This window comes from Bradyrhizobium genosp. SA-3, from assembly GCF_004212635.1.
Classification (GTDB): Bacteria; Pseudomonadota; Alphaproteobacteria; order Rhizobiales; family Xanthobacteraceae; genus Bradyrhizobium.
Genome location: NZ_PSRT01000129.1, coordinates 1 through 23,797 on the forward strand (window position 1 = coordinate 1; position 23,797 = coordinate 23,797).

The following is a 23,797-nucleotide window of genomic DNA, read 5'->3' on the forward strand; positions in this document are numbered from 1 at the left end:
GTCATCGCTAGACCGCATGTAGCCGCAAAACTGGCCGAGTTGGACGGCTGTCAATTGCCGCAAGACCCCAGCATCGTCGATCGACAACGGATGGCAGCGCTACTGGATGGCTGATCCTAGCGAAGTCAGCCATACTTCCGCGCGTGGTCATGGGGAGCATCGCTCGGCGCGAAACATTCGTTTCTCTTGCTAACCGCGCCCTAGATTACCCCCGCCAGCCGTAGCGCCACGCCGGCGGCGCTGCTGCCCGCAAGCACCGTGAGCATGCCGAGCTTGAAGCGGAAGATCGCGGTGGCGGCCGCGATCGACAGCACCAGCGCCGGAACATCGACGCTCGTCAGCACCGGCCTATCGAAGTCGAACGGAAACGCATGCACCGGCACGGTCTCGCGGAACAGCGTGTGCAGCGCGAACCAGATCGAGAGGTTCAGGATCACGCCGACCACCGCGGCGGTGATCGCGCTGAGCGCGCCGGCCAATCCCGTGTTGCCACGCAGGCGCTCGATGTAGGGGGCGCCGACGAAGATCCAGAGGAAGCAGGGCGTGAAGGTGACCCAGGTCGCGAGCAATCCGCCGAACGTTGCCGCCAGCATCGGCGACAGGCCGCTTGCGTCGCGATAGGCCGCCATGAAGCCGACGAACTGGAGCACCATGATCAGCGGGCCCGGCGTGGTCTCGGCCATGCCGAGGCCGTCCAGCATCTCGTGCGGCTTGAGCCAGTGATAATGCTCGACCGCCTGCTGCGCGACATAGGCCAGCACGGCATAGGCGCCGCCGAAGGTGACCAGCGACATCTTTGAGAAGAACAGCGCGATCTGGCTGAAGACGTTGGCCTGACCGAAGGCAGCGAGCAGGGCCACGACTGGTACGAGCCAGAGCGCAAGCCACAACGCGCCGACGCGGATCGTGCGCCCGGTGTTTGGACGCACATGCTCCGGCACGGCTTCGCCGAGCATGCTGTCGATTGCAGCGTCGTTGCCGCCATGGCCGTGACCGGCCGGCGCGAATTCCGGACGGCCACCTCGAGCGCCGGCATAGCCGATGATACCGGCGGCGATGATGATGATCGGGAACGGCACCGCGAGGAAGAAGATCGCGACGAAGGCCGCGGCCGCGAGCGCGATCATGATACGATTTTTGAGCGCGCGCTTGCCGACCCTCACCACAGCCTCGACGACGATGGCGAGCACGGCGGCTTTCAGCCCGAAGAACAGCGCCTCGACGAAGCTGACATTACCGTAGGCGGCGTAGACGTAGCTGAGGCCCATGATGGCGATGATGCCGGGCAGGATGAACAGCCCGCCCGCCATCAGACCGCCGGCGGTGCGATGCATCAGCCAGCCCACATAGGTCGCGAGCTGCTGCGCCTCCGGTCCCGGCAGCAGCATGCAGTAGTTCAGCGCATGCAGGAAACGGCCTTCGGAGATCCACTTCTTCTCCTCGACCAGGATACGATGCATCACCGCGATCTGGCCGGCGGGCCCACCGAAGCTCAAGGACGCGACACGGAGCCAGACGCGAAAGGCCTCATTGAAGCTGACGCCATGACCGGCGTCAGCTCCTGCTTTAACGTTACGGGTATCCATTACGCCTTCACCTTGTTGGTCGGCCAGTTGTGGGTCTCGGCCGTGGCATCGCGGCACCAGCGGTAGAAGGCGTCGTAGAGCAGCATGCCGGCTTCGAGCTGCTCGAGGTCGTCGTCATACATGCGCGACAGTCCGAGCGAGGCCGCGAGCAGGCCCGGCGCCTCCGGCGCAAGATCAGGCCGCGCGGTGTCGGCGCCGCGCACCAGCGTCGCGAGCCGGAGCAGGGCCGGCGATGCGATCCCGAACTCCTCGATCATGACGTCGAAGGTGCAGAGCTCGCCGCGGTGGCTCCAGAACACGTTCTCGATGTCGAAGGGAGCTGCATTGAACCGCTCGCCGACGCCGACCACCTCGGACGGTGTCACATACAGGAACACCGCGTTGGGATCGACAAAGCGGCGGATCAGCCAGGGGCAGGCGATGCGGTCGATCTTCGGCCGCGCCCGCGTGACCCAGACGGTGCGCCCCCTGGCATCACGCGGCGGCAGCTTGCGCGTATCCAGCAGCGGCAGCTTGGCTGCCTTCCAACCCTCGAAGCCGCCGTCCAGCGTCTCGGCCCGGACGCCGAGCTGGCGCAGCCAAGCCGCCGTGCCCTGTGCGAGCTTTTCACCGCGCAGGCAGGCGACGATCGCCCGGCGGCCGGCGAAGTCGCGGCCCCAGTCCTGGACCTCGTCGTGGCTGAGCTTGATCGAGCCGGGGATCAGCCGCTGATCAGCGGCAAAATCCTCCTCGGTCCGAACATCGATAAGTACAGGGGCATTGGCTGTGCCGATCAGGCGCGCCAATTTGTCGGATGATATGGTCGTGAAAGTAGACACGATGCGTCCTCGCAAAAACCGAACGGGACGCGATACTTGGGCATGTCGCCTCGTGGGGAGATCGCTCAAATCCCCATGGCCAGATTACAGCGAAACTAAGCAGGACTGTCAATCCATTGGACGATTGGGCCTTAGAAAATCGGACTCCGGCAGTCTATACTGCGCGCCGACAGACCTGAATTTTCTGGAGAATTCGATGCACTCGCACTCCATCGAGCAATGGACCCACGATCACGCCTTCCTCGGCGACAAGCACGAGGAGAACGAGCGGCGCACCTGGCTCGTGGTCGTCCTGACGCTGGTCATGATGGTCGGTGAGATCGTCGCCGGCTCGCTGTTCGGTTCCATGGCGCTGCTCGCCGACGGCTGGCACATGGGAACGCATGCGGCCGCGCTCGGCATTGCGGCGTTCGCGTATCGTTTCGCGCGCCAGCACCTCGGAAATGCGCATTTTACCTTCGGCACCGGCAAGTTCGGCGATCTCGCCGCCTTCTCCAGCGCGATCATCCTGGGCCTGATCGCGGTCGAGATCGCTTATGAGAGCGTGCTGCGGCTGATCACGCCGGTGCCGATCGTCTTTGGCGAGGCGATCGCGGTCGCCACGCTCGGCCTGTGCGTCAATCTCGCCAGCGCGTGGCTTTTGCGCGGCAGCCACGATCACCACCATCACGGCCATGATCACGGCCATGGCCATGCGCATGATGATCACGACGATCCTGATCACGACCATGATCATCATGGCCATCACCGCCATCATCATCACGACAACAATCTTCGTGCTGCCTATGTGCATGTCATGGCGGACGCGGCGACTTCGGTGCTGGCGATCGCAGCACTCGTCGTCGCGATGTATTCAGGCTGGGTCTGGGCCGATCCGGCCGTCGGCCTGATCGGCAGCGCAATGATCGCGAGCTGGGCGTTCGGCCTGATCAAGTCATCAGGTGCGGTGCTGCTCGACGTGCGCGCCGACGAGAAGCTGGAGCGGGTGATCCGGGCGCGCATGGAAATCGGCGACGACCGCGTCACCGATCTGCACCTCTGGCAGGTCGGCCCCGGCCATTGTGCCGTGCTGCTCTCGGTGGTGTCGGACCAGCCGAAACAGCCGGCCGTCTACAAGCGGCGGCTCGCGGGGCTGAAGGGGCTGAGCCACGTCACGATCGAGGTCGAGACCTGTCCGCACTGATGGGGCTTTACGGGAATTCTGGGAACTGGCCGGGGTTGATCCTCGGTCGCAGCCTGCATGGCTGTACGGAGGAACAACAATGATGCCCAGGATGAAGTTCGCGCTCGCCATTGCTGCACTCGCTCTGTCCAGCCCTTCAGCGCTGGCACAATCGGAAAAGACCGGCGTCGAAAGGCTCTACGTGCTGAATTGCGGCGAGGGCACCGCGGGCGACATCTCGCGCTGGACGCCCGGCCTGAACGAAGGCAAGACGATGGACTTCGTCGACACCTGCTATCTCATCAAACACGCCAAGGGCTGGTTCCTGTGGGACACCGGCATTGCCGATTCCGTCGCCGCGATGCCGAATGGTCTCGTGCCCGCCGATCCCAAAGCCGTCACCTGGCGCCGGCCGAAGACGCTTGCCGCCCAGATCGAGCAGCTCGGCGTCAAGCCCGCCGACATCAAGGCGATGGCGGTTTCGCATACGCATCCCGATCACACCGGCAATGTCGAGCTGTTCCCGCAGGCGACGGTCTACGTGCAGAAGGCCGAATATGATTGGCCCGCCGCCAATAACGAGCCGCGCTTCAAGCCGTCGCACCCAGTCGAACTGCTGGCGGGCGACAAGGACGTGTTCGGCGACGGCAGCGTCACCATTCTATCCACGCCCGGCCACACGCCGGGACACCAGTCGCTGCTGGTGAAATTGCCGAAGACCGGCGCGGTGATCCTGACGGGCGATGCCGTGCACTTCAAAGACAATTGGGACAACCGCCGTGTGCCCAGCATGAACGTGAGCAAGGATCAGAGCGCGGCCTCGATGCAGAAGATCGCCGATACGCTCGCCAAGGAAAAAGCGCAGCTTTGGATCAACCACGACAAGGCCCAGCGCGACAGCCAGAAGATGGCACCGGAGTTTTACGACTGAGATCCGGATCTGGTGTCTTCGGTCATCGCCGCTTGCGCGAGAAGCTGTGGCGCGGTCAATCCGGGCGGCGCTCCGGGCGGACCAGGAACAGGGCTGCCAACGCCGAGAGGCTGAGCGCGGAGGAGACGATCAGCACCTTGGCGCCCATGACGTCGATCAGCAGGCCGAAGGCGAGCGGCGCCACCGCCTGCGCCATCCGCGCCGCGCGCCGATGATGCCGAGACGGTAGCCAAAGTCTTTCGGTCCGAAGATTGCGAGCGGTAGCGTGCCGCGCGCGATCGTCAGGATGCCGTTGCCGGAGCCGTGGAACAGCGCAAACGCGCTCGCCGCAGCGCCGCCAAAGATCGCCACGACCACGGCGCCGATCGGATGGGTGAGGCAGGCGAGCCGCGTCGACCACAGCGGATGGAAACGACTGAGCACGCCGGCTTCGAGGATACGTGCGCCGACCTGGGCCGGGCCGATCAGCGCGCCGGCCGTGATGGCCTCGACCGGCGTTGCGCCCGTCGTCTCCAGGATGCGCGGGAAATGCGCGGCCATCGCGCCGGTGACGGTCCATACCGCGGCGAAGATGAAGGCGAGCAGGATCATGGTGCGGTCGAGCGGCAGGTGCGGCTTTTCGGCGGTCGCTGCGACCTGCCTGGCGCCCTTGATCGCCGGGAGCATGAAGAAGTTGAGGGGCAGGCCGATCAGGATGTTGGCGGCGGCCCAGGCAAAGCAGGTCTCGCGCCAGCCGATATGGGACAGCCCCCAGGCGGTGAGCGGCCAGCCGACCGTGGAGGCGAAGCCCGCCATCAGCGTAATGCCGGTGATGGGCCTGCGCGCCTCGGTGCCGTAGATGCGGCCGAGCGCGGCGAAGGCGGCGTCATAGAGGCCCATCGCCATGCCGATGCCGAGCACGAGCCAGGCGATCGCCATCACCGCCACGGACTGCGAGAGCCCGAGCAGGACGAGGCCGGCGGCGATGGTCAGGTTCGAGGCCGAAAGCACCTGCCGTCCGCCGACGAGATCGATCTGCCGTCCGATGCGCGGGCCGAGCATCGCCGCGATCACGAGCGAAGCCGAGAACGCGCCAAAGATCCAGTTGGAGGAGACGCCGAGGTCGTGCGCCATGGGATCGGCGAGCAGCGCCGGCAGATAATAGCTGGAAGCCCAGGCCAGGGTCTGCGTGGTGCCGAGCGCCAGGATGATCGGAAGCTGGCGCTGGCTCATCTGCGCGTGGGTCCGATTCTGGCCGACCAAGTCATCATCGCCCGCATCTGCCGCGCGCGCGGCGAGCACGTCAACCGCGCCTGCGACATATTCGATCTGCAAGGGACGGGAGCCTGGCGTCACGTCGGCCCTCGCGCCTTTCGCTCGTCACGAATGCGCGTCATAATGGCATATGCAAGTAAGTTCGCGCCTTTCACTGATGAACTGGGTCGCCGGCCAGGGGCTTACGGGCCTCCCTGAACCCGAACTGCTCCGCGGCTTCTGCGAGCGCTGCTGCGCCGAAGGGCTCGACCTGTCGCGCGGGCTCGTGGTCATCGACACGCTGCATCCGATCTACGAGGGCCGCGCGTTTCGCTGGAGCGATACGCCAACCAACGAGAGCGACGTCATCGAATACGGTTCGACCGCGGAGGGCGACGCCGCCAAGAACTGGCGCCGGTCGGTGTTCTATCATCTGCTCGAGCACGGGCACGACGAGATGGTGATCGATCTTGCCGATGCCCCGTCGCTCGATTTCTCGCAGATCGGCGACCTCGCCGAAAAGGGCCATCGGCATTTTCTTGCTTTCGTGCATCGATTCGGCGAGACCGGCGCGCTCGGGCAGATGGACTGTCTCTACTCCTACTGGACGACGCGGCGCGAGGACGGCTTTACGGAATCCGAGCTGGTCGCGCTGCGCGATCTCGTCCCCGTTCTTGGTCTCGCGATCAAGTCGGCGCAGCAGGTCGACATCGTGCGCACGCTCGGCCGCGTCTATCTCGGCCGCGACGCTTCCGAGCAAGTGCTCCGCGGGCGCATCTCGCGCGGCGTCACCGAGCGCATCAACGCCGTGCTCTGGTATTCGGACCTGCGCGGCTCGACCGGGATCAGCGAGAGCATCGGTCCCGACGAGATCATTCCGTTCCTCAACGACTATGCGCAGGCCGTGATCGACGCCATCCACGATGCCGGCGGTGACGTCCTCAAGCTGATCGGCGACGGTGTGCTCGCGATGTTCTGGGGCGAGGATATGGCGGATGCGCGTCGGGCCGCGCTGCGCGCCGAGCATCTGTTTCGCAAGAACATCACTGCCTTGAACAAGCGCCGGGCGGCCGACGGCCGTCCCACCACGTCGGCCTATATCGGCCTGCATGTCGGCGAGGTCTTCTACGGCAATATCGGCAGCGAGGACCGGCTCGATTTCACCGTGGTCGGCCCGACCGTCAACGAAGTCAGCCGCATCGCTTCGATGAGCCGCTCGGTCGATCGCGAACTGCTCGCGTCGTCGGAGTTTTACAAGGGTCTCGACGCCACTGGGCGCCGCTATCTCGTCTCCACCGGCCGCTACGCGCTGCGCGGCATCGGCCGCGCGCAGGATCTCTACACGCTCGATCCCGACGTCGACGCCAGCGAGCCGGTGACGGGGAGCTACGAGCGGTATCTGGCGGGTTAGGCTCGGCTGTCTCAACATACTCCGTCATTGCGAGCGAAGCGAAGCAATCCAGAATCCCTCAGCGGAGACAGTCTGGATTGCTTCGCTACGCTCGCAATGACGATTGGCTAACACCGCGCCACCGCCTCATCGCCCACCATGTCCGGCTGCCGGTCGAGTGCCACCGCCGGTGACAGCAGGATCACCAGCGCCTGCATGCCGAACACGGCGGCGGCGAGATAGAGGCAGGCTTCCGCGCTCCAGATGCCGCCGACGATTGCGCCCAGCGCCGAGCCGAGCGGGCGGGCGCCGTAGCTCATGATGTTGATGGCGGAGACGCGCCCCAAGAGGCGCGGCGGTGTCACCGACTGGCGCAGTGTCGTGGTCGAGATCACCCACAGGATCGGCCCGACGCCGAGCAGGAAGAAGCTCAAGGCCGCAAGCCAGGGCGAGGGGACCAGCACCGTCAGTGCCATCACGAGCGCGGCGACGAAACCGGTGACAGGGCCGAGGCCGACCACGGTGCCGAACGCGACGCGCTGCATCACGCGCGTGGCGACCAGCGCGCCGATCACCATGCCGACGCCGTACATCGTCAGCACGGTGCCGACGCCGGCGGCGGTCAGGCCGAGATGGCGCACGGCGTAGGGCACGAACACCGCGATCTGCACGAACCATCCGGTGTTGAAGATGAACTGGGTGATGAACACCGGCCGCAGCAGCGGATGGTGAAACACGAAGGCCGCGCCCTCGCGGATGTCCTGGAACGGGTGGCGCTGCGGCGCCGGCGCGCGGGCAGGCTCGTAGATGCCGGCGAGCAGCACCACTGCGACGGCTGAGAGCGCGGCGGCAAAGCCGAAGGCCGGGCTTGCGCCCCACCATCCCACCAACGCGCCGCCGAGCGCAGGGCCGCTCGCAAAGGCGATGGTGCGCGCGAGCTCGATCCGCGCATTGGCCGCCGGCAACAGGTCCGAGCTCACCAGCGACGGCACCAACGCCGGCGCGGCCACGCTGTAGACGACAGTGCCGCACACCGCAGCGAAGCCGAGCAACGCCAGCAGCGGCAAATTGAGCGCGCCCAGCGCCAGCAACAGCACGATGGCCGCGAGTGCGGCGGCCCGCAACGCTTCGGCTCCTGCCATCAGCCAGCGGCGGGAGATGCGGTCGGCGAGCACGCCGGCGGGAATGGCGAACAGGACGAAAGGCAGGGTGAGGGCGGTCTGGAGCAGGCCGGTCCGGCCTTCGGCGACCCCTAGCGTCAGCACGGCGACGATGGGCGCTGCGGCCAGCGCGATCTGCTCGGCCGATTGCGCCGCGAGGTTCGACCAGGCGAGGCGGTTGAAGGTGTCAGGGAGGCGAGGGGGCGTTGACATGGCTCATATCCTGCAAGGGCGAATTTGCGCCAATGTTCGCCCGTGAGGCCCACCGAACCCACCCGCTTCCCGACAAGAGGCCGCCACGGTCCGCGCTGTGGAACCGGTGCGGCTAGATGCAGTTGCAAATGAGTTGCAATAAGAACAAAGATGGGTATTCTGCCAGTATGGATGCCCGATCACCCCACCTGACGCCCGACGCCGCCGGCTGGCGTGCCGACGCGCCCATCACCAAGAGCCTCGCCGAGGTCAATTCCACCGTCGCCATTCCGGCCGCCGGCCGCTGGTGGCGGCGGCTGCTGGCCTTCGTCGGTCCGGGCTACCTCGTCTCGGTCGGCTACATGGATCCCGGCAACTGGGCGACCGACCTCGCCGGCGGATCGAAGTTCGGTTACACGCTGCTCTCGGTCATCCTGCTCTCTAACCTGATGGCGATCCTGCTGCAGTCGCTGGCGGCGCGGCTCGGCATCGTCACTGATCGCGACCTCGCGCAGGCCTGCCGCGCCACCTATTCGCCGGCGGTGAACTTCCTGCTCTGGATCGCCTGCGAGGCGGCGATCATCGCCTGCGATCTCGCCGAGGTGATCGGTACCGCGATTGCGCTAAAACTGCTGTTCGGCATTCCGCTGATCGGCGGCGCGCTGCTCGCAGCGCTCGACGCCTTCCTGCTGCTGCTCCTGATGAACCGCGGCTTCCGCTTCCTCGAAGCCTTCGTCATCGCGCTGCTGGCGGTGATCGCGGTCTGCTTCGTGGTCCAGATCGCGGCTGCGGCTCCGCCGGTCGCTGAGGTGCTGCGCGGCTTTGTGCCGAAAACCGAGATCTTCACCAACTCGGACATGCTCTACATCGCGATCGGCATCATCGGCGCGACCGTGATGCCGCATAACCTCTACCTGCACTCCTCGATCGTGCAGACGCGCGCTTACGAGCGCAACGACACTGGCCGCCGCGAAGCGATCAAATGGGCGACGACGGACTCCACCATCGCCCTGATGCTGGCGCTGTTCATCAACGCCGCGATCCTCGTCGTGGCAGCCGCGACATTCCACAAGAGCGGCCATTCCGACGTGGCCGAGATCGGCCAGGCCTTTGAGCTGCTGTCACCGCTGCTCGGCCTCGGCATCGCCTCGACGTTGTTCGCGGTGGCGCTGCTCGCCTCGGGCCTCAACTCGACGGTGACGGCGACGCTCGCCGGCCAGATCGTGATGGAGGGCTTTCTCGACCTGCGTCTGCCGAGCTGGGCGCGCCGCCTGCTCACGCGCGGCATCGCCATCATTCCGGTGATCATCGTCACGGCAATCTACGGCGAGCGCGGCACGGCGGATCTGTTGGTGTTCAGCCAGGTCGTGCTGTCGATGCAGCTGCCCTTCGCCGTGATCCCGCTGGTGCGCTTCGTCTCCGACCGCCGCAAGATGGGGCAGTTCGCGATTCCAACGTCCGTCGCCGCGATCGCGTGGATCGTCGCAGGCGTGATCGTGACTTTGAACGTGAAGCTGCTGGCGGATACGCTGTTCGGGTGATGTAGCCGCAATGTTTTCTGTCATCGCCCGGTTTAACCGGGCGATCGTTCCAGAGACCGTTGTGATTGAGTCGAGAAGCCGCGGCGTACTGAAGCCCCGCCTTCGCGGGGCATGACAGTGAGCTAATCCTGCGGCTCGGACGCTGTATCCCCCTGCGCGTCGATGCGCAGCCAGCCTGAGGGCGCGAGGCGCTGCTGCGGCAGGAAGCGGGCCTTGTAGTCCATCTTCTTCGAGCCCTCGATCCAGTAGCCGAGATAGACGTAAGGCAGGCCCTGACGCCGCGCGCGGGCGATGTGGTCGAGTATCATGAAGGTGCCCATCGAGCGGCTGACCTGGCTCGGCTCGAAGAACGAATAGACCATCGACAGGCCATCGCTGAGCACATCGGTCAGCGCCACGGCGATCAGCTCTTCGCCGCGGCCGGTGAGGCCGCTGTCCGGGCCGCGCTTGCGGTACTCGATGATGCGGGTCTCGACATGGCTGTCCTCGACCATCATGGCGTAGTCGAGCACGGTCATGTCGGCCATGCCGCCGTGGCGATGGCGGGCATCGAGATAGGCGCGGAATACCGAATATTGCTCGGAGGTGGGCACCGCGCTGCGCTGCTCGCCAATAATGTCGGCGTTGCGCGCCAGCACTTTTCGGAAGTTGCGGGAGGGCCGGAACTCGTTGGCGATGACCCGGACCGAGACGCAGGCGCGGCACTGGTCGCAGGCTGGCCGGTAGGCGATCGACTGGCTGCGGCGGAATCCGCCATGGGTCAGGAGGTCGTTGAGGTCACCGGCGCGCTCACCTACGAGGTGCGTAAACACCTTGCGCTCATGCCGGCCCGGCAGATAGGGGCACGGGGACGGCGCCGTGAGGTAAAATTGAGGGGTATCGCGCGAGTGCTGGGTCAAGGGACGTCGTGGGCCTCCGAACTGTATCTCAGCATCGCGCTACGGACGCTCCCGGTCAATTGGTCTGCTCGGCAGATCAGTCTAGAAGGTCCGGGTTGATAGGTCGTTGATCAGTACGTCCTTGCGGCCTGCGGCGCGGGTACGCGAACCGAATTGTTGATCACGACCGTTCCAAGCACGAAATCATGCAACAGGCGACGGCGGCCGTTGAACAGGCCGACCAGCACCACGAAGGGCGACAGGAACGAGATCGTCACCCAGAACAGCACGGCATGGGTGGCGCCGAGGACGAAGTAACCGGGCGCGCCGTACCAGGTGCGCAGTTCCAGATCCATCACGCGCATGCCCACTGTTGCGGAGGAAGGGCCGCCGATGCTGGCGCCGTAATAGACGATGGCCCAGACCACCGAGGCCGGCCAGGCGATCCAGAACAGCGCCCAGCCGATGCCGAGCGTCACCACGCCGAACAGGGCGATGAAGATGTAGCCGAAGATCACCGGCACCGAGATCACGATCATGTCGATCAGGAAGGCGAACACCCGCCGCGTCGCAACGCCGCGGAACAGTTCCGGATGCAGATAGGGATCGTAGGCGTGCGGCTGCATGCCGCCGTCGTTGCGCCAGGCGCCTGAATTGCCCGAGTCCGACATGTCCGTTTCTCCCAGCGAACCCCCATGGCAGGACATGGGAACAGGTCGTCCGCATGCCAAGGGCGCGCGGGCGTCAGCGAGCCGAAATATTCCGGCGATTCGGGGGCGGGGGGCTGCCGGAATGGTGGGCACGTCGCTACGCGACTTTGCCCACCCTACGGCACCTTATCCTTGGCTCCGCAGCTTCTCCGCGGCCTTCGGCGCGAAGTAGCTCAGCACACCATCGGCGCCGGCGCGCTTGAAGGCGAGCAGGCTCTCCATCATGGCACGGTCGCCGTCGAGCCAGCCGTTATTGGCCGCGGCTGCGATCATCGCGTATTCGCCGGAGACCTGGTAGGCGAAGGTCGGCATCGCAAAGGTGTCCTTCACGCGGCGGACCACGTCGAGATAGGGCATGCCCGGCTTTACCATCACCATGTCGGCGCCCTCGGCGATGTCGAGCTCGACCTCGCGCAGTGCTTCATCGGTGTTGGCGCTGTCCATCTGGTAGGTGCGCTTGTCGCCGGTGAGCGTCTTGGCCGAGCCGATGGCATCGCGGAACGGGCCATAGAAGGCCGAGGCATATTTGGCCGCATAAGCCATGATCTGCACGTCAAGCAGGCCTGAGCGATCGAGCCCCTCGCGGATCGCGGCGACGCGGCCGTCCATCATGTCGGAGGGTGCGATGATGTCGCAGCCGGCCTCGGCCTGCACCAGGGCCTGACGCACCAGCACTGCGACGGTCTCGTCGTTCAAGATCTTGCCGTCGGAGATCAGGCCGTCATGGCCGTGACTGGTGAAGGGATCGAGCGCGACGTCGCAGAGAATGCCGATCTCCGGAAACTCCTTCTTGATCGCGCGCACCGCCTGGCAGACCAGATTGTTCGGGTTGGTCGCTTCCGATCCTTCCTCGTCGCGCAGCGACGGGTCGGTATAGGGAAACAGCGCGATGCAGGGGATGGTGAGCTTCATGGCGCGCTCGGCCTCGCGCACGGCCTGGTCGACGCTGAGGCGGTCGACGCCGGGCATCGAGGCGACCTGCTCGCGCTTGTTGCTGCCGTCGATCAGGAACAGCGGCCAGATCAGATCATCCGTGGTCAGGACATTCTCGCGCACCATGCGCCGGGCCCATTCGGCCTTGCGGTTGCGGCGTGGACGGACGGTCAGATCGAGGGCAGGGGAGGCGCTCGTGCCATCCCGGCGCGAAACTTCGCGCAGTTCGATCGGACGTCCGTATTTGATCGCCATCACTCTTCCTCCGGCTGGAATTATTCTTATACCAGCTCGCATGGTTCCCGTCACCGCGGCTTGATTTGCCGCAAGGGATGGCAGCCGATTGATTTTGCGGGGCGAAACAGCCAGAAGGGGGCCATGTCCGAGATCTCCACCCGCGATGCGGCCCGCGACAGCGCCAGGGACAATGCCAGAGACAGCGCCAGGGATAGCGCGATGTCGGTGGCGGCGATCTCGTCGGAGCGCTCCCAGTCAGATGACAATGTGTGGACGCGCCGGCTCGTGTTGTTCCTGCGGGTGATGGCGCTGCTCTCGATCCTGAAGGGTCTCTATCACTGGGCGCAAGTGACGGGTTTCGTCGGTGGCGAGGACGAGGCCTTCGAGAACCAGTCGATGGCCTGGCAGGCCGCGACCGTCTATTTCGCCGTGATCGAGCTCGTTGCTGCAGTTGGTCTATGGCTGGCGACGCCCTGGGGCGCGGTGGTGTGGCTGACGACCGTGGTGTCGATGGCGGTGATCGAGCTGATGTTCCCCGGCATCTACGGCGGCAGCCTGGTTGTGGTCGGCGTCGAAGCGTTCATGCTCGCCGCCTATCTCGCGCTCGCCTGGATGGCTGCGCGGGAACGACCGCCGTAGTCCCTGTTCGCGGCAATGCTCTCGTGCCCCGGACGCAACGCAGCAGGCCCCTGGCGATGCGAAGCATCGTCCAGTGTGGCGTGATGCGTTGCAGAGCCGGGGCCCATCTCTCAACAATCTACGCTTCGGCCCCTGGGTCCCGGCTCTGCGCTCCGCTTCGCTACGCTTGTCCGGGACACGAGAGTGTTGCTCTTGGTTGACCGTTGGTTGCCTAAAATTTGCGGTAAGTTTTCGTTGACCAGCCTGTTCCGCCACAGCTGTTACGCGCCCGTTTCGAAACGGGGCGGGGCTGTACTGGAATGCGACAATAGGGGCGGACGGAGGGTGAACAGGACCTTGCGAGGGTCAACAGAGGGTTGCGAAAAGTCCTTGTGGTACAGGCTTAATCCGCAATTCACTGTCTTAAATTCATGATCTCTTTATTCTCTTATTTAAGCCGATCTTCAAACGAGCCCCTTAAGTTGCACCTATCGGACGGGACACAAGTTTCGTCGAATGAGTGTCGATAAAAACGACAACAGGGGAAGTGTCATGATGAAAGCCGTCGCAACTGCGGCAGATACCGCAGAGCGCGTCTCCGGCCAGCAGGGTTCGGTGCAGTCGCTCTATCTGGAAGCTTTGACTCTGGTGGAGCGGCTGCATCGCCGGCTCCTCGACGTGATCAAGGATGAATTCGATCGCCGCGGCCGTGCGGACATCAACTCGGTCCAGGCGCTCCTGCTCTACAACATCGGCGACAAGGAGCTGACCGCGGGCGAGCTGCGCACACGCGGTTACTATCTCGGCTCCAACGTCTCCTACAATCTGAAGAAGCTCGTCGAGCTCGGCTTCCTCGATCATCAGCGCTCGCGCGTTGATCGCCGCTCGGTGCGCATCCGCCTGACCCCGCAGGGCCACGAAGTCCGCCGCATCGTCGATGCGCTCTACCAGAAGCACGTCAAGACGGTGGAGCAGGTCGGCGGCATCTCCGGCGAGGAGTTCTCGACCCTCAACAAGTCGCTGCACCGTCTCGAGCGGTTCTGGACCGACCAGATCCTGTACCGGCTCTGAGTTCCAAGGGACAAGGCCAAGCCGGCCCCCAACAAGACCGGCAAGCCTTTCCGAACGTGCCTTAGACTTCCCCAAGCGCGCCGGCCCGGATTCCGTCCGGACCGGGGCGTTTTGTATTTTTTGCACCTGCGAAAAAAACCTCGCAGATGAGGAACCAGTTCCGGGCTCGGCGCTTATCTCCGTCGGATCGGAGAATGTTGATGCTGGTCGAGCGCGGGCCTCAGGCGATGGACGTGGAACTCGTTAGCGAGGCCTACGCCATTGCCGCGAACTACCTTCGCCGCTCCGGCGCGATTCCCGATTCCCTCGTCACCGACGAGCGCCTGCTCAGGATCATCGTCAAGCTGCTCCAGCAGGGCGAATTCAACAAGATCAGGCTCGCCAACAAGGCGATCGCCCGGTTCGAGACGCAGTCCGAGGCCCGCGCGGTTGCCTGATCAAAACTCACAAGATTCAAGAGAACCAGAGGGTGCCATGGACGCCGCCATCGACCGCATCATGCAGACCTATGACCTGCTCGCCAACCGCACCGCAGCGGCGAGCGAGGAGGCACGGGCCAAGGTCACCAACTATCTCAATACGTTGATGGAGGCCGGCGAGAAGGACACCCACCGGTTGACGGTCTGCGGCCTGACCTATCTCCGGCAGCTCGACGGCAGCGTGGACCCGGTGAAGGCGGGCTATACCGGGCTGTGAATCGACGCCGGCTGGGGGCCGGCGGCCGTTGGCGCGAGGTGAGGCCCAAAGCGGTCCTAGTCCGGACATTCGCAGAGGAGCGGTTCTATGAAACCGCTCCAGCGCCGAAAACCTCAAATCCCCACCATATCTTGCATAAATCTCAGGTCCGACCCGCAAATGCTTGGCCGGGGGCGGGCGATGTGGTAGATCGCGCGTGCTTCCGACCGCCACACCAGACCCGCCCGTAGCCCGCCAAAAGGCTGCGGCGGTGGAGATATTCGCAAGATGACCTCAGCCAAAACCGCCTCCGCGCCCGATTCGTTTTTCACCGCCTCGCTCGAGCAGGCCGACCCGGACATTGCCGCCGCCATCAAGGGCGAGCTCGGCCGGCAGCGCCATGAGGTCGAGCTGATCGCTTCCGAGAACATCGTCAGCCGGGCCGTGCTGGAAGCGCAGGGTTCGGTGATGACCAACAAATATGCGGAAGGCTATCCGGGCGCGCGTTACTACGGCGGTTGTGAGTGGGTCGACGTCGCCGAGAACCTTGCGATCGATCGCGCCAAGAAGCTGTTCGGCGCCAACTTCGCCAACGTGCAGCCGAACTCCGGCAGCCAGATGAATCAGGCGGTGTTTCTGGCGCTGCTCCAGCCCGGCGACACCTTCATGGGTCTTGATCTTGCGGCCGGCGGCCATCTCACCCACGGCTCGCCCGTCAACATGAGCGGCAAGTGGTTCAAGGCCGCGCACTACACCGTGCGCCGCGAGGACCAGATCATCGACATGGACGCGGTCGCCAAGCAGGCCGAAGAGGTCAAGCCGAAGCTGATCGTCGCGGGCGGCTCGGCCTATTCGCGCGCCTGGGACTTCAAGCGTTTCCGCGAAATCGCGGACAGCGTCGGCGCGTATCTCTTGGTCGACATGGCGCACTTCGCCGGCCTCGTCGCCGGCGGCGTGCACGCTTCGCCGGTGCCGTATGCCCACGTCACCACCACCACGACGCACAAGTCGCTGCGCGGTCCGCGCGGCGGCCTGATGCTGTGGAATGACGAGACGCTGACCAAGAAGCTCAACGGGGCGATTTTCCCGGGCCTCCAGGGTGGCCCCCTGATGCATGTGATCGCGGCGAAGGCGGTTGCCTTCGGCGAGGCGCTGCGTCCGGACTTCAAGGTCTATGCCAAGAACGTCGTCGAGAACGCCAAGGCGTTGGCCGAGGCGATGAAGAGCCACGGCTTCGATATTGTCTCTGGCGGTACTGATAACCATCTGATGCTCGTTGACCTCAGGCCGAAAGGCCTGAAGGGCAACGTCTCGGAGAAGGCGCTGGTCCGCGCCGCCATCACCTGCAACAAGAACGGCATTCCGTTCGACCCCGAAAAGCCCTTCGTCACCTCGGGCCTGCGTCTCGGCACTCCGGCCGCGACCACCCGCGGCTTCGGTGTTGCCGAATTCCAGCAGGTCGGCGGCATGATCGCCGAGGTCCTCAACGCGATCGCGCAATCCGACGACGGCAAGGCGCCGCTCGTGGAAGCTGCGATCAAGGAACGGATCAAGGCGCTCACCGACCGGTTCCCGATCTACCAGTAAGGTCAAGGTACACGGATGCGCTGCCCGAACTGCAACAGTCTCGATACGCAGGTGAAGGACTCGCGTCCGACCGAGGACTCTTCCGTCATCCGCAGGCGGCGCGTGTGCGTCGCCTGCAATTTCCGCTTCACCACCTTCGAGCGCGTGCAGCTGCGCGAGCTCACGGTGATCAAGCGCAACGGCCGCCGCGTGCCGTTCGACCGCGACAAGCTGATGCGCTCGGTGCAGATCTCACTTCGCAAGCGTCAGGTCGAGCCGGAGCGGGTGGAGAAGATGGTCTCCACCATCGTGCGCGAGCTCGAGACCGGCGGCGAGGCCGAGATCTCCTCCGAGGTGATCGGCGAGACCGTGATGGAGCATCTGCGTACGCTCGACGACGTCGCCTATGTGCGCTTCGCCTCCGTCTACCGCAATTTCCGCGAGGCCAAGGATTTCGCCGACGTGCTCGGTGAGCTCTCCGGTGAGGAGGAAGCGCGGCTCGCCGCGATCCGCAAATGATCTTCCGCATCCTGGAGGATCAGTTCGCGCAGAAGGCCCGCGAGGCCAAGGATGCCGATCTCCGCTTCATGCAGCTGGCGCTTTCGCTTGGGCGCCGCGGGCAGGGGCGCACCTGGCCGAACCCGGCCGTCGGCGCGGTCATCGTCAAGGACGGGATCATCGTCGGCCGCGGCTGGACGCAGCCCGGAGGGCGGCCGCATGGCGAGCCCGAGGCCTTGCTGCGGGCCGGCGAGGCGGCGCGCGGCGCCACGCTCTACGTCACGCTGGAGCCATGCTCGCATTTCGGCAAGTCGCCGCCTTGCGCCGATGCGGTGATCGCCGCCGGCATCAAGCGGGTGGTCGCCGCGATCGAGGATCCCAATCCTGAAGTCGCTGGCCAGGGCCATGCGCGTTTGCGGGCAGCCGGCATCGTCGTGGATGTGGGTCTATGCGCTGCGGAAGCCGCGTTCGATCACGCCGGCCATTTCCGCCGCATCCGGGACAAGCGTCCGCACGTGATCCTGAAGCTCGCGGTCTCGCCTGACGGCAAGATTGGCGCGGCCGGCGGCAAGCCGGTTGCGATCACCGGCGAGGCGGTGCGCAATCGCGTGCATCTCTTGCGCGCGCAGAGCGATGCCATCCTGGTCGGCATCGGCACGGTGTTGGCAGATGATCCGATGCTCACCTGCCGCCTGCCGGGCATGGCGGCGCGCTCGCCGGTGCGGGTCGTGGTCGATCAGAGCCTGCGCATTCCCGGCGCGAGCAAGCTGGTCCGCACCGCGCGCGAGACACCGCTCTGGGTGGTGAGTTCTGACCTTGCCGAAGCCGCGGCCGCCACGCGGCTTGGCGCGGCCGGTGCGCAAATGTTGCAAGTGCCGCCGGTCGGTGCATCAGGGCTCGATCTTGCGGCCGTGCTGCATGCGCTGGCCGAGAAAGGCATCACGCGGCTGATGGTCGAGGGCGGCAGCCGTGTTGCGGCGTCCTTCGTCGCGGCCGACCTGGTCGACGAAATCTGGCTGTTCCGCGGCGCGGAAGAGGTGGGCGCTGGCGGCGTCGATGCGCTCGATGCATTGCCCCTGTCGAAAATCACGCAGTCGCAGGCCTACAAGGTTCATGCTAGCGAGACATTCGACAGGGATACTCTCACCGTTTACGAGCGCTCGTAATGTTCACTGGCATTGTCACCGATATCGGCGAGATCGTCGGCTTCACGCCGACAGCGCAGGGGCAGCTGCACCGCTTGCGCATCGCCTGCCGTTATGATCAGACCACTATTGCCGACGGCGCCTCGATCGCCTGCAACGGCGTCTGCCTCACCGTGGTCGCCTCCGGCGTTGAGGGGAATAAGACTTGGTTCGACGTCGATGCCGCCGCCGAAACGCTGGCGCTGACGACCGCAAAACACTGGAAGGTCGGAACAAAGCTCAACCTCGAGCGGGCGCTCAAGATCGGTGACGAGCTCGGCGGCCACATCGTCGCCGGCCATGCCGACGGCGTCGCGACGCTTCTCAGCCGGGAGGACCTGCCCGACATGGCGCGGTTCGAGCTCTCGACGACGCGCGAGCTGGCGCGCTTCATCGCCACCAAGGGCTCGATCACGCTCGACGGCGTCTCGCTGACCGTCAATACGGTGAAAGACGTGACTTTCTCGGTGCTGATCATCCCGCACACGCTGACGGTGACGACGATCGGCGGCTGGAAGGCGGGGCACGAGGTCAATATCGAGGTCGATCTGATGGCCCGCTACGCGGCGCGGCTGACGGAAATGAAGTGACCGGCGCAGCCGGAACGACGGTTTAAAACTTGGCTTACCCGCCTGCGGCGACTACATAACGCGCCGACCACTGTAGAACGGATTGAACGATGGCAGACGCGCGGCGCGCACCCCTGAAGGACCAGACCGACATTTCCGGCGCCCGCGCGCTGATTGTCGAGGCGCGGTTCTATGACGATCTCCAGGACGCGCTTCTGGACGGCGCAGTCGCCGAGCTGAAGGCGGCCGGCCTGACCCATGACGTCATCACGGTTCCCGGCGCGCTGGAGATTCCGGCAGCAGTTGCCATCGCGATCGACGCGGCTGCGGTGAACGGCAAGCCCTATGACGCGGTGATTGCGCTCGGCTGCGTGATCCGCGGCGACACCATCCATTTCGAGATCGTCTCGCAGGAATCCTCTCGCGCGCTGATGGACCTTGCGGTGACGCGAAAGCTGCCGCTCGGCAACGGCATCCTCACCGTCAACACCGAGGCGCAGGCCTGGGCGCGGGCACGCGCCAGCGAGCTCAACAAGGGCGGCGATGCCGCACGTGCCGCGCTTGCGATGCTGCGCATCAAACGCCGCCTGGCGCAGGCCTGAGCCATGGCCGACAACAACAAAAAGCCGGCGGGCGCTCCGGAGAAGAAGGCGAACCGCCGCGGCGCGGCGCGGCTTGCCGCTGTGCAGGCGCTCTACCAGATGGACATCGCCGGCGCCGGCATCAACGACATTTTTGCCGAGTTCGAGAGCCATTGGCTCGGCAACGAGGTCGAGGGCGACACATACCTGCCGGCGGAGGCCGCCTTCTTCCGCGATGTCGTCTCCGGCGTCGTGCGCGACCAGAAGAAGCTCGATCCGCTGATCGACGAGGCGCTGTCGAAGGGCTGGCCCTTGAAGCGGATCGAGGCGATCCTGCGCGCGGTGCTGCGCGCAGGAGCCTACGAATTGGAGCATCGCAAGGATGTGCCAGGTCGCGTGGTGATCTCCGAATATGTCGACGTCGCCAATGCCTTCGTCGATCGCGAGGAGACTGGTATGGTCAACGCGGTGCTCGACCAGATTGGCCGCCAGTTTCGCGGTGACGAGTTCGGGCGGGGGTAGGTGAGGTCGTCATTGCGAGGAGCGCAGCGACGAAGCAATCCAGACTTTTTCCGCGGAGGCAGTCTGGATTGCTTCGCTTCGCTCGCAATGACGCCGGAAGATGACGGATCGGGCTGATGTCCAGCGGCAGCAAACCAGTTTCCGGCGAAGACTCCCTCATCGCGCGCTATTTCAAGCCGCTGGCGACCGATCCCGGCGCGTTCGGGCTGGTCGATGATGCCGCTATCCTGAGATCGGCTGGCGAGGACATCGTCGTCACCACCGACGCGGTGGTGGAGGGGGTGCATTATCTTGCCACCGATCCGCCTGACACCATCGCGCACAAGGCGCTGCGGGTGAACTTGTCCGATCTCGCGGCCAAAGGAGCGGTGCCGACCGGCTTCGTGCTGACGCTGGCATTGCGCAGCAAGGAGGATGCCTGGCTCAGGCCGTTCGCGGATGCGCTCGGCGAGGACGCCAAGAGCTTCGCGTGCCCGCTGCTCGGCGGCGACACGGTCTCGACCCCAGGACCGCAGATGGTCTCGATCACCGCCTTCGGCCGCGTGGCGCCGGGACGGATGGTCGGCCGCACCGGCGCACGGCCGGGGGACCGCATCCTGGTGACGGGCACGATCGGCGATGCTGCGCTCGGCCTCGACGTGCTCGGGGGCGGCGCCGCGGCCGGCGCGCTGAGATCCGATCCCGCTGCACGGGATTTTCTGGTCTCGCGCTATCGCGTGCCGCAGCCGCGCAATGTGCTGGCGCAGGCCGTGCGCGATCACGCAACCGCTGCGATGGACGTCTCCGACGGGCTCGCGGGCGATCTGACAAAGCTCTGTGCGGCATCGGGCGTCTCGGCCACGGTCGAGGTGGCGAACGTGCCGCTCTCAGCTGCCGCGGCAGGCCTGATCGCGCGCAAGGTCGTTGGCGTCGAGATGCTGCTGGCGGGCGGCGACGATTACGAGGTGCTGTGCACCGTTCCGCCGGCACAAAGCGATGCGTTGATCGCAGCCGGGCGGACGGCAGGCCTTGCCGTCACCGCCATTGGCACGATCATCGAGGGCGGGGCGCCACCGCGCTTCCTGGACGGGCAGGGCCAGGAACTGACCTTGAAGCGGCTGTCGTACAGCCACTTCTAGGAATTGATCCAAACCGGCATCTTAGTTCTCCGGACTGGCCTAAATACCTGCCGAGATCGGCCGTTTCGGCCTTATCCGGCGTTGCACCCTTAATTTGATTTTGGCAAGCTCGCGACCGACTGGGGCCGCCCCTTCGGGCAAGGGGCGGCTTTGTTCAAAATCAAGGCGCCGCACCGCACGACGGACAACAAAAGGCGCCGGGGGTACATCAAGGATCTGAGGCAAAAAATCACATGACAGCATTATGGTTGATAGTGCTCTGCGGAGTGCTTTCCGTCGTCTACGCGATTTGGGCGACGTCTTCGGTGTTAGGCGCGGATGCGGGGACGCCGCGCATGCAGGAGATCGCAGGAGCCGTGCGCGAAGGCGCGCAGGCGTATCTGCGGCGCCAGTACACCACGATCGGTCTTGTCGGCATCGTCATCTTCTTGCTGCTTGCCTATTTCCTCGGGGTCTATGTCGCGATCGGTTTTGCCATCGGCGCCGTCCTGTCGGGGGCGGCCGGCTTCATTGGTATGAACGTCTCGGTCCGCGCCAATGTGCGCACCGCCCAGGCCGCGACGACCTCGCTCGCCGGCGGCCTCGAGCTCGCCTTCAAGGCGGGCGCCATCACCGGCCTTCTGGTCGCCGGTCTCGCGCTGCTCGGCGTCACCCTCTATTTCGGCTTCCTGGTCCATTCGCTGAAGCTCGCGCCCGACAGCCGCACCGTGGTCGACGCCATGGTGGCGCTCGGCTTCGGCGCCTCGCTGATCTCGATCTTCGCCCGTCTTGGCGGCGGTATCTTCACCAAGGGTGCGGACGTCGGCGGCGACCTCGTCGGCAAGGTCGAGGCCGGCATCCCCGAGGACGATCCGCGCAATCCCGCCACCATCGCCGACAACGTCGGCGACAATGTCGGTGACTGCGCCGGCATGGCCGCCGACCTGTTCGAGACCTATGCGGTGACCGCGGTCGCCACCATGGTGCTGGCGGCGATCTTCTTCGCCAAGACGCCGATCCTCGCCAACATGATGACGCTGCCGCTCGCGATCGGCGGCATCTGCATCATCACCTCGATCGTCGGCACCTTCTTCGTCAAGCTCGGACCGAGCCAGTCGATCATGGGCGCGCTCTACAAGGGCCTGATCGCGACCGGCATCCTGTCGTTGATCGGCATCGCGCTGGTGATCTACTACCTGATCGGCTTCGGCAAGCTCGAGGGCGTCGACTTCACCGGCATGGCGCTGTTCGAATGCGGCGTGGTCGGTCTCGTCGTCACGGCGCTGATCATCTGGATCACCGAATACTACACCGGCACCGACTACCGTCCGGTGAAGTCGATCGCCCAGGCCTCGGTCACCGGCCACGGCACCAATGTGATCCAGGGCCTCGCCGTCTCGATGGAAGCGACCGCGCTGCCCGCGATGGTGATCATCGCCGGCATCCTGGTCACCTACAGCCTCGCCGGGCTGTTCGGCATCGCGATCGCGACCGCCACCATGCTGGCGCTGGCCGGCATGATCGTCGCCCTCGACGCTTTCGGCCCGGTCACCGACAATGCCGGCGGCATTGCCGAGATGGCGGGACTGCCCAAGGAGGTGCGCAAGTCCACCGACGCGCTCGACGCGGTCGGCAACACCACCAAGGCGGTGACCAAGGGCTACGCGATCGGCTCGGCCGGTCTCGGTGCCCTGGTGCTGTTCGCGGCCTACAACCAGGACCTCAAGTTCTTCGTTGCGGACTCTGCGCAGCATCCCTACTTCGCCGGCGTCAATCCGGACTTCTCGCTCAACAATCCCTACGTGGTGGTGGGTCTGTTGTTCGGCGGCCTCTTGCCGTATCTGTTCGGCGCATTGGGCATGACGGCCGTCGGCCGTGCGGCCGGCGCGATCGTCGAGGAAGTCCGCCGTCAGTTCCGCGAGAAGCCGGGCATCATGCAGGGCACCGACAAGCCCGACTACGGCAAGGCGGTCGACCTGCTCACCCGCGCGGCGATCAAGGAGATGATCATCCCCTCGCTGCTGCCGGTGCTGTCGCCGATCGTCGTCTACTTCCTGATCTACACGATCGCGGGCGGCGGGGTGGCCGGCAAGTCGGCGGCATTCTCGGCGGTCGGCGCGATGCTGCTCGGCGTGATCGTGACGGGCCTGTTCGTCGCGATCTCCATGACGTCGGGCGGCGGCGCCTGGGACAACGCCAAGAAGTACATCGAGGACGGCCATTTCGGCGGCAAGGGCTCTGATGCCCACAAGTCCGCGGTGACCGGCGACACCGTCGGCGATCCCTACAAGGACACGGCCGGCCCCGCAGTGAACCCGATGATCAAGATCACGAACATCGTGGCCTTGCTGCTGCTGGCAATCCTGGCGCACTGAACTGCGAACAGAGGCTCAAGATAACCCCGCGGCGAAAGCCGCGGGGCTTTTTGTCAGGGGCAGCGCAGTCAGGCTGCACGACAAAACAGGGTTCGACGGACGAGCTTCAGGCTTTCGGCTCCGATCCGTCCTCGGCTCTTTGCGCAAATACCTCCTTCGCTGCGAACAGGCCGTTGAGGGCCGCCGGGAAGCCGGCATAGACGGCCATCTGCATGAGGCGACCGCGCCAACAGCAGCATAGCAGGAAGCTCATGCTGAGAGCGGCGCCCT

The 23,797-nt window shown here is 65.2% G+C and carries 22 protein-coding genes and 1 pseudogene; 16 read left to right on the forward strand and 7 right to left on the reverse strand.

Annotated features, from left to right (window positions below; all coding sequences use genetic code 11):
* Positions 1-200: 200 nt before the first annotated feature.
* Positions 201-1,586 (reverse strand): chromate efflux transporter, encoded by a 1,386-nt coding sequence (gene chrA, locus CWO91_RS32985; protein ID WP_130219704.1) that lies wholly within the window; start codon positions 1,584-1,586, stop codon positions 201-203.
* The gene (locus CWO91_RS32990) at positions 1,586-2,404 is read right to left on the reverse strand and encodes a chromate resistance protein ChrB domain-containing protein (protein ID WP_130219705.1); all 819 of its coding nucleotides are present in this window, start codon (positions 2,402-2,404) and stop codon (positions 1,586-1,588) included. Before CWO91_RS32990 ends, chrA begins: the two co-directional genes overlap by 1 nt.
* A gap of 196 nt (positions 2,405-2,600) precedes the next feature.
* On the opposite strand from CWO91_RS32990, the gene dmeF reads away from it, so the two are divergent.
* Together dmeF and CWO91_RS33000 are read left to right on the forward strand one after the other, a co-directional pair.
* Positions 2,601-3,587, forward strand: coding sequence for a CDF family Co(II)/Ni(II) efflux transporter DmeF (dmeF, locus tag CWO91_RS32995; protein WP_130219706.1), 987 nt, complete (start codon positions 2,601-2,603; stop codon positions 3,585-3,587).
* Positions 3,588-3,666: 79 nt separating this feature from the next.
* A complete protein-coding gene (locus CWO91_RS33000; protein ID WP_130219707.1) occupies positions 3,667-4,497 on the forward strand; it encodes an N-acyl homoserine lactonase family protein in 831 nt (276 codons plus the stop codon).
* A 55-nt stretch (positions 4,498-4,552) separates the two neighbouring features.
* On the opposite strand, the pseudogene CWO91_RS33005 reads toward CWO91_RS33000, so the two are convergent.
* Positions 4,553-5,709 (reverse strand): annotated as a pseudogene (locus tag CWO91_RS33005) (MFS transporter).
* A 172-nt stretch (positions 5,710-5,881) separates the two neighbouring features.
* Here CWO91_RS33005 and CWO91_RS33010 point away from each other — a divergent pair.
* On the forward strand, positions 5,882-7,141 hold the full coding sequence (locus CWO91_RS33010; protein ID WP_130219708.1) for an adenylate/guanylate cyclase domain-containing protein: 1,260 nt from the start codon (positions 5,882-5,884) through the stop codon (positions 7,139-7,141).
* Positions 7,142-7,248: 107 nt separating this feature from the next.
* On the opposite strand, the gene CWO91_RS33015 is transcribed toward CWO91_RS33010, so the two are convergent.
* The gene (locus CWO91_RS33015; protein ID WP_130219709.1) at positions 7,249-8,493 is read right to left on the reverse strand and encodes an MFS transporter; all 1,245 of its coding nucleotides are present in this window, start codon (positions 8,491-8,493) and stop codon (positions 7,249-7,251) included.
* A gap of 167 nt (positions 8,494-8,660) precedes the next feature.
* Between CWO91_RS33015 and CWO91_RS33020 the strand changes: the two genes are divergently transcribed.
* Positions 8,661-10,013 (forward strand): Nramp family divalent metal transporter, encoded by a 1,353-nt coding sequence (locus CWO91_RS33020; RefSeq protein ID WP_130219710.1) that lies wholly within the window; start codon positions 8,661-8,663, stop codon positions 10,011-10,013.
* Between the two features lie 122 nt (positions 10,014-10,135).
* Here the strand turns inward: CWO91_RS33020 and CWO91_RS33025 are convergent, their stop codons facing one another.
* The 3 genes from CWO91_RS33025 to hemB all read right to left on the reverse strand — a co-directional run bounded on the left by CWO91_RS33025 (position 10,136) and on the right by hemB (position 12,789).
* Positions 10,136-10,912 (reverse strand): arginyltransferase, encoded by a 777-nt coding sequence (locus CWO91_RS33025; RefSeq protein WP_130219711.1) that lies wholly within the window; start codon positions 10,910-10,912, stop codon positions 10,136-10,138.
* 110 nt (positions 10,913-11,022) lie between these two features.
* A complete protein-coding gene (locus tag CWO91_RS33030) occupies positions 11,023-11,562 on the reverse strand; it encodes an RDD family protein (RefSeq protein WP_165405888.1) in 540 nt (179 codons plus the stop codon).
* A gap of 165 nt (positions 11,563-11,727) precedes the next feature.
* Complete coding sequence (gene hemB, locus CWO91_RS33035) at positions 11,728-12,789, reverse strand: porphobilinogen synthase (protein ID WP_130219713.1); 1,062 nt, start codon at positions 12,787-12,789, stop codon at positions 11,728-11,730.
* A 123-nt stretch (positions 12,790-12,912) separates the two neighbouring features.
* Between hemB and CWO91_RS33040 the strand changes: the two genes are divergently transcribed.
* The 12 genes from CWO91_RS33040 (at position 12,913) to CWO91_RS33095 (ending at position 23,527) form a co-directional block, all read left to right on the forward strand.
* Positions 12,913-13,410, forward strand: coding sequence for a DUF6163 family protein (locus tag CWO91_RS33040; protein WP_130219714.1), 498 nt, complete (start codon positions 12,913-12,915; stop codon positions 13,408-13,410).
* Between the two features lie 531 nt (positions 13,411-13,941).
* Positions 13,942-14,460, forward strand: coding sequence for a transcriptional regulator LdtR (gene ldtR, locus CWO91_RS33045; RefSeq protein ID WP_091893258.1), 519 nt, complete (start codon positions 13,942-13,944; stop codon positions 14,458-14,460).
* 200 nt (positions 14,461-14,660) lie between these two features.
* Positions 14,661-14,897, forward strand: a complete 237-nt coding sequence (locus CWO91_RS33050; RefSeq protein WP_130219722.1) for a hypothetical protein — start codon at positions 14,661-14,663, stop codon at positions 14,895-14,897.
* A 37-nt stretch (positions 14,898-14,934) separates the two neighbouring features.
* Positions 14,935-15,156, forward strand: a complete 222-nt coding sequence (locus CWO91_RS33055) for a hypothetical protein (RefSeq protein ID WP_130219715.1) — start codon at positions 14,935-14,937, stop codon at positions 15,154-15,156.
* Between the two features lie 267 nt (positions 15,157-15,423).
* Positions 15,424-16,722: a serine hydroxymethyltransferase gene (glyA, locus tag CWO91_RS33060; protein ID WP_130219716.1), complete on the forward strand. Its 1,299-nt coding sequence runs from the start codon at positions 15,424-15,426 to the stop codon at positions 16,720-16,722.
* A gap of 15 nt (positions 16,723-16,737) precedes the next feature.
* On the forward strand, positions 16,738-17,220 hold the full coding sequence (gene nrdR / locus CWO91_RS33065; protein ID WP_011087793.1) for a transcriptional regulator NrdR: 483 nt from the start codon (positions 16,738-16,740) through the stop codon (positions 17,218-17,220).
* Complete coding sequence (gene ribD, locus CWO91_RS33070) at positions 17,217-18,365, forward strand: bifunctional diaminohydroxyphosphoribosylaminopyrimidine deaminase/5-amino-6-(5-phosphoribosylamino)uracil reductase RibD (protein WP_130219717.1); 1,149 nt, start codon at positions 17,217-17,219, stop codon at positions 18,363-18,365. Before nrdR ends, ribD begins: the two co-directional genes overlap by 4 nt.
* The gene (locus CWO91_RS33075; protein ID WP_130219718.1) at positions 18,365-18,973 is read left to right on the forward strand and encodes a riboflavin synthase; all 609 of its coding nucleotides are present in this window, start codon (positions 18,365-18,367) and stop codon (positions 18,971-18,973) included. Before ribD ends, CWO91_RS33075 begins: the two co-directional genes overlap by 1 nt.
* Before the next feature lie 89 nt (positions 18,974-19,062).
* Positions 19,063-19,554, forward strand: a complete 492-nt coding sequence (gene ribH, locus CWO91_RS33080) for a 6,7-dimethyl-8-ribityllumazine synthase (protein WP_130219719.1) — start codon at positions 19,063-19,065, stop codon at positions 19,552-19,554.
* 3 nt (positions 19,555-19,557) lie between these two features.
* The gene (nusB, locus tag CWO91_RS33085; protein ID WP_091893270.1) at positions 19,558-20,055 is read left to right on the forward strand and encodes a transcription antitermination factor NusB; all 498 of its coding nucleotides are present in this window, start codon (positions 19,558-19,560) and stop codon (positions 20,053-20,055) included.
* 116 nt (positions 20,056-20,171) lie between these two features.
* Positions 20,172-21,173 (forward strand): thiamine-phosphate kinase, encoded by a 1,002-nt coding sequence (gene thiL, locus CWO91_RS33090; protein WP_130219720.1) that lies wholly within the window; start codon positions 20,172-20,174, stop codon positions 21,171-21,173.
* A gap of 233 nt (positions 21,174-21,406) precedes the next feature.
* Positions 21,407-23,527, forward strand: coding sequence for a sodium-translocating pyrophosphatase (locus tag CWO91_RS33095; RefSeq protein WP_130219721.1), 2,121 nt, complete (start codon positions 21,407-21,409; stop codon positions 23,525-23,527).
* Positions 23,528-23,797 lie beyond the last annotated feature (270 nt).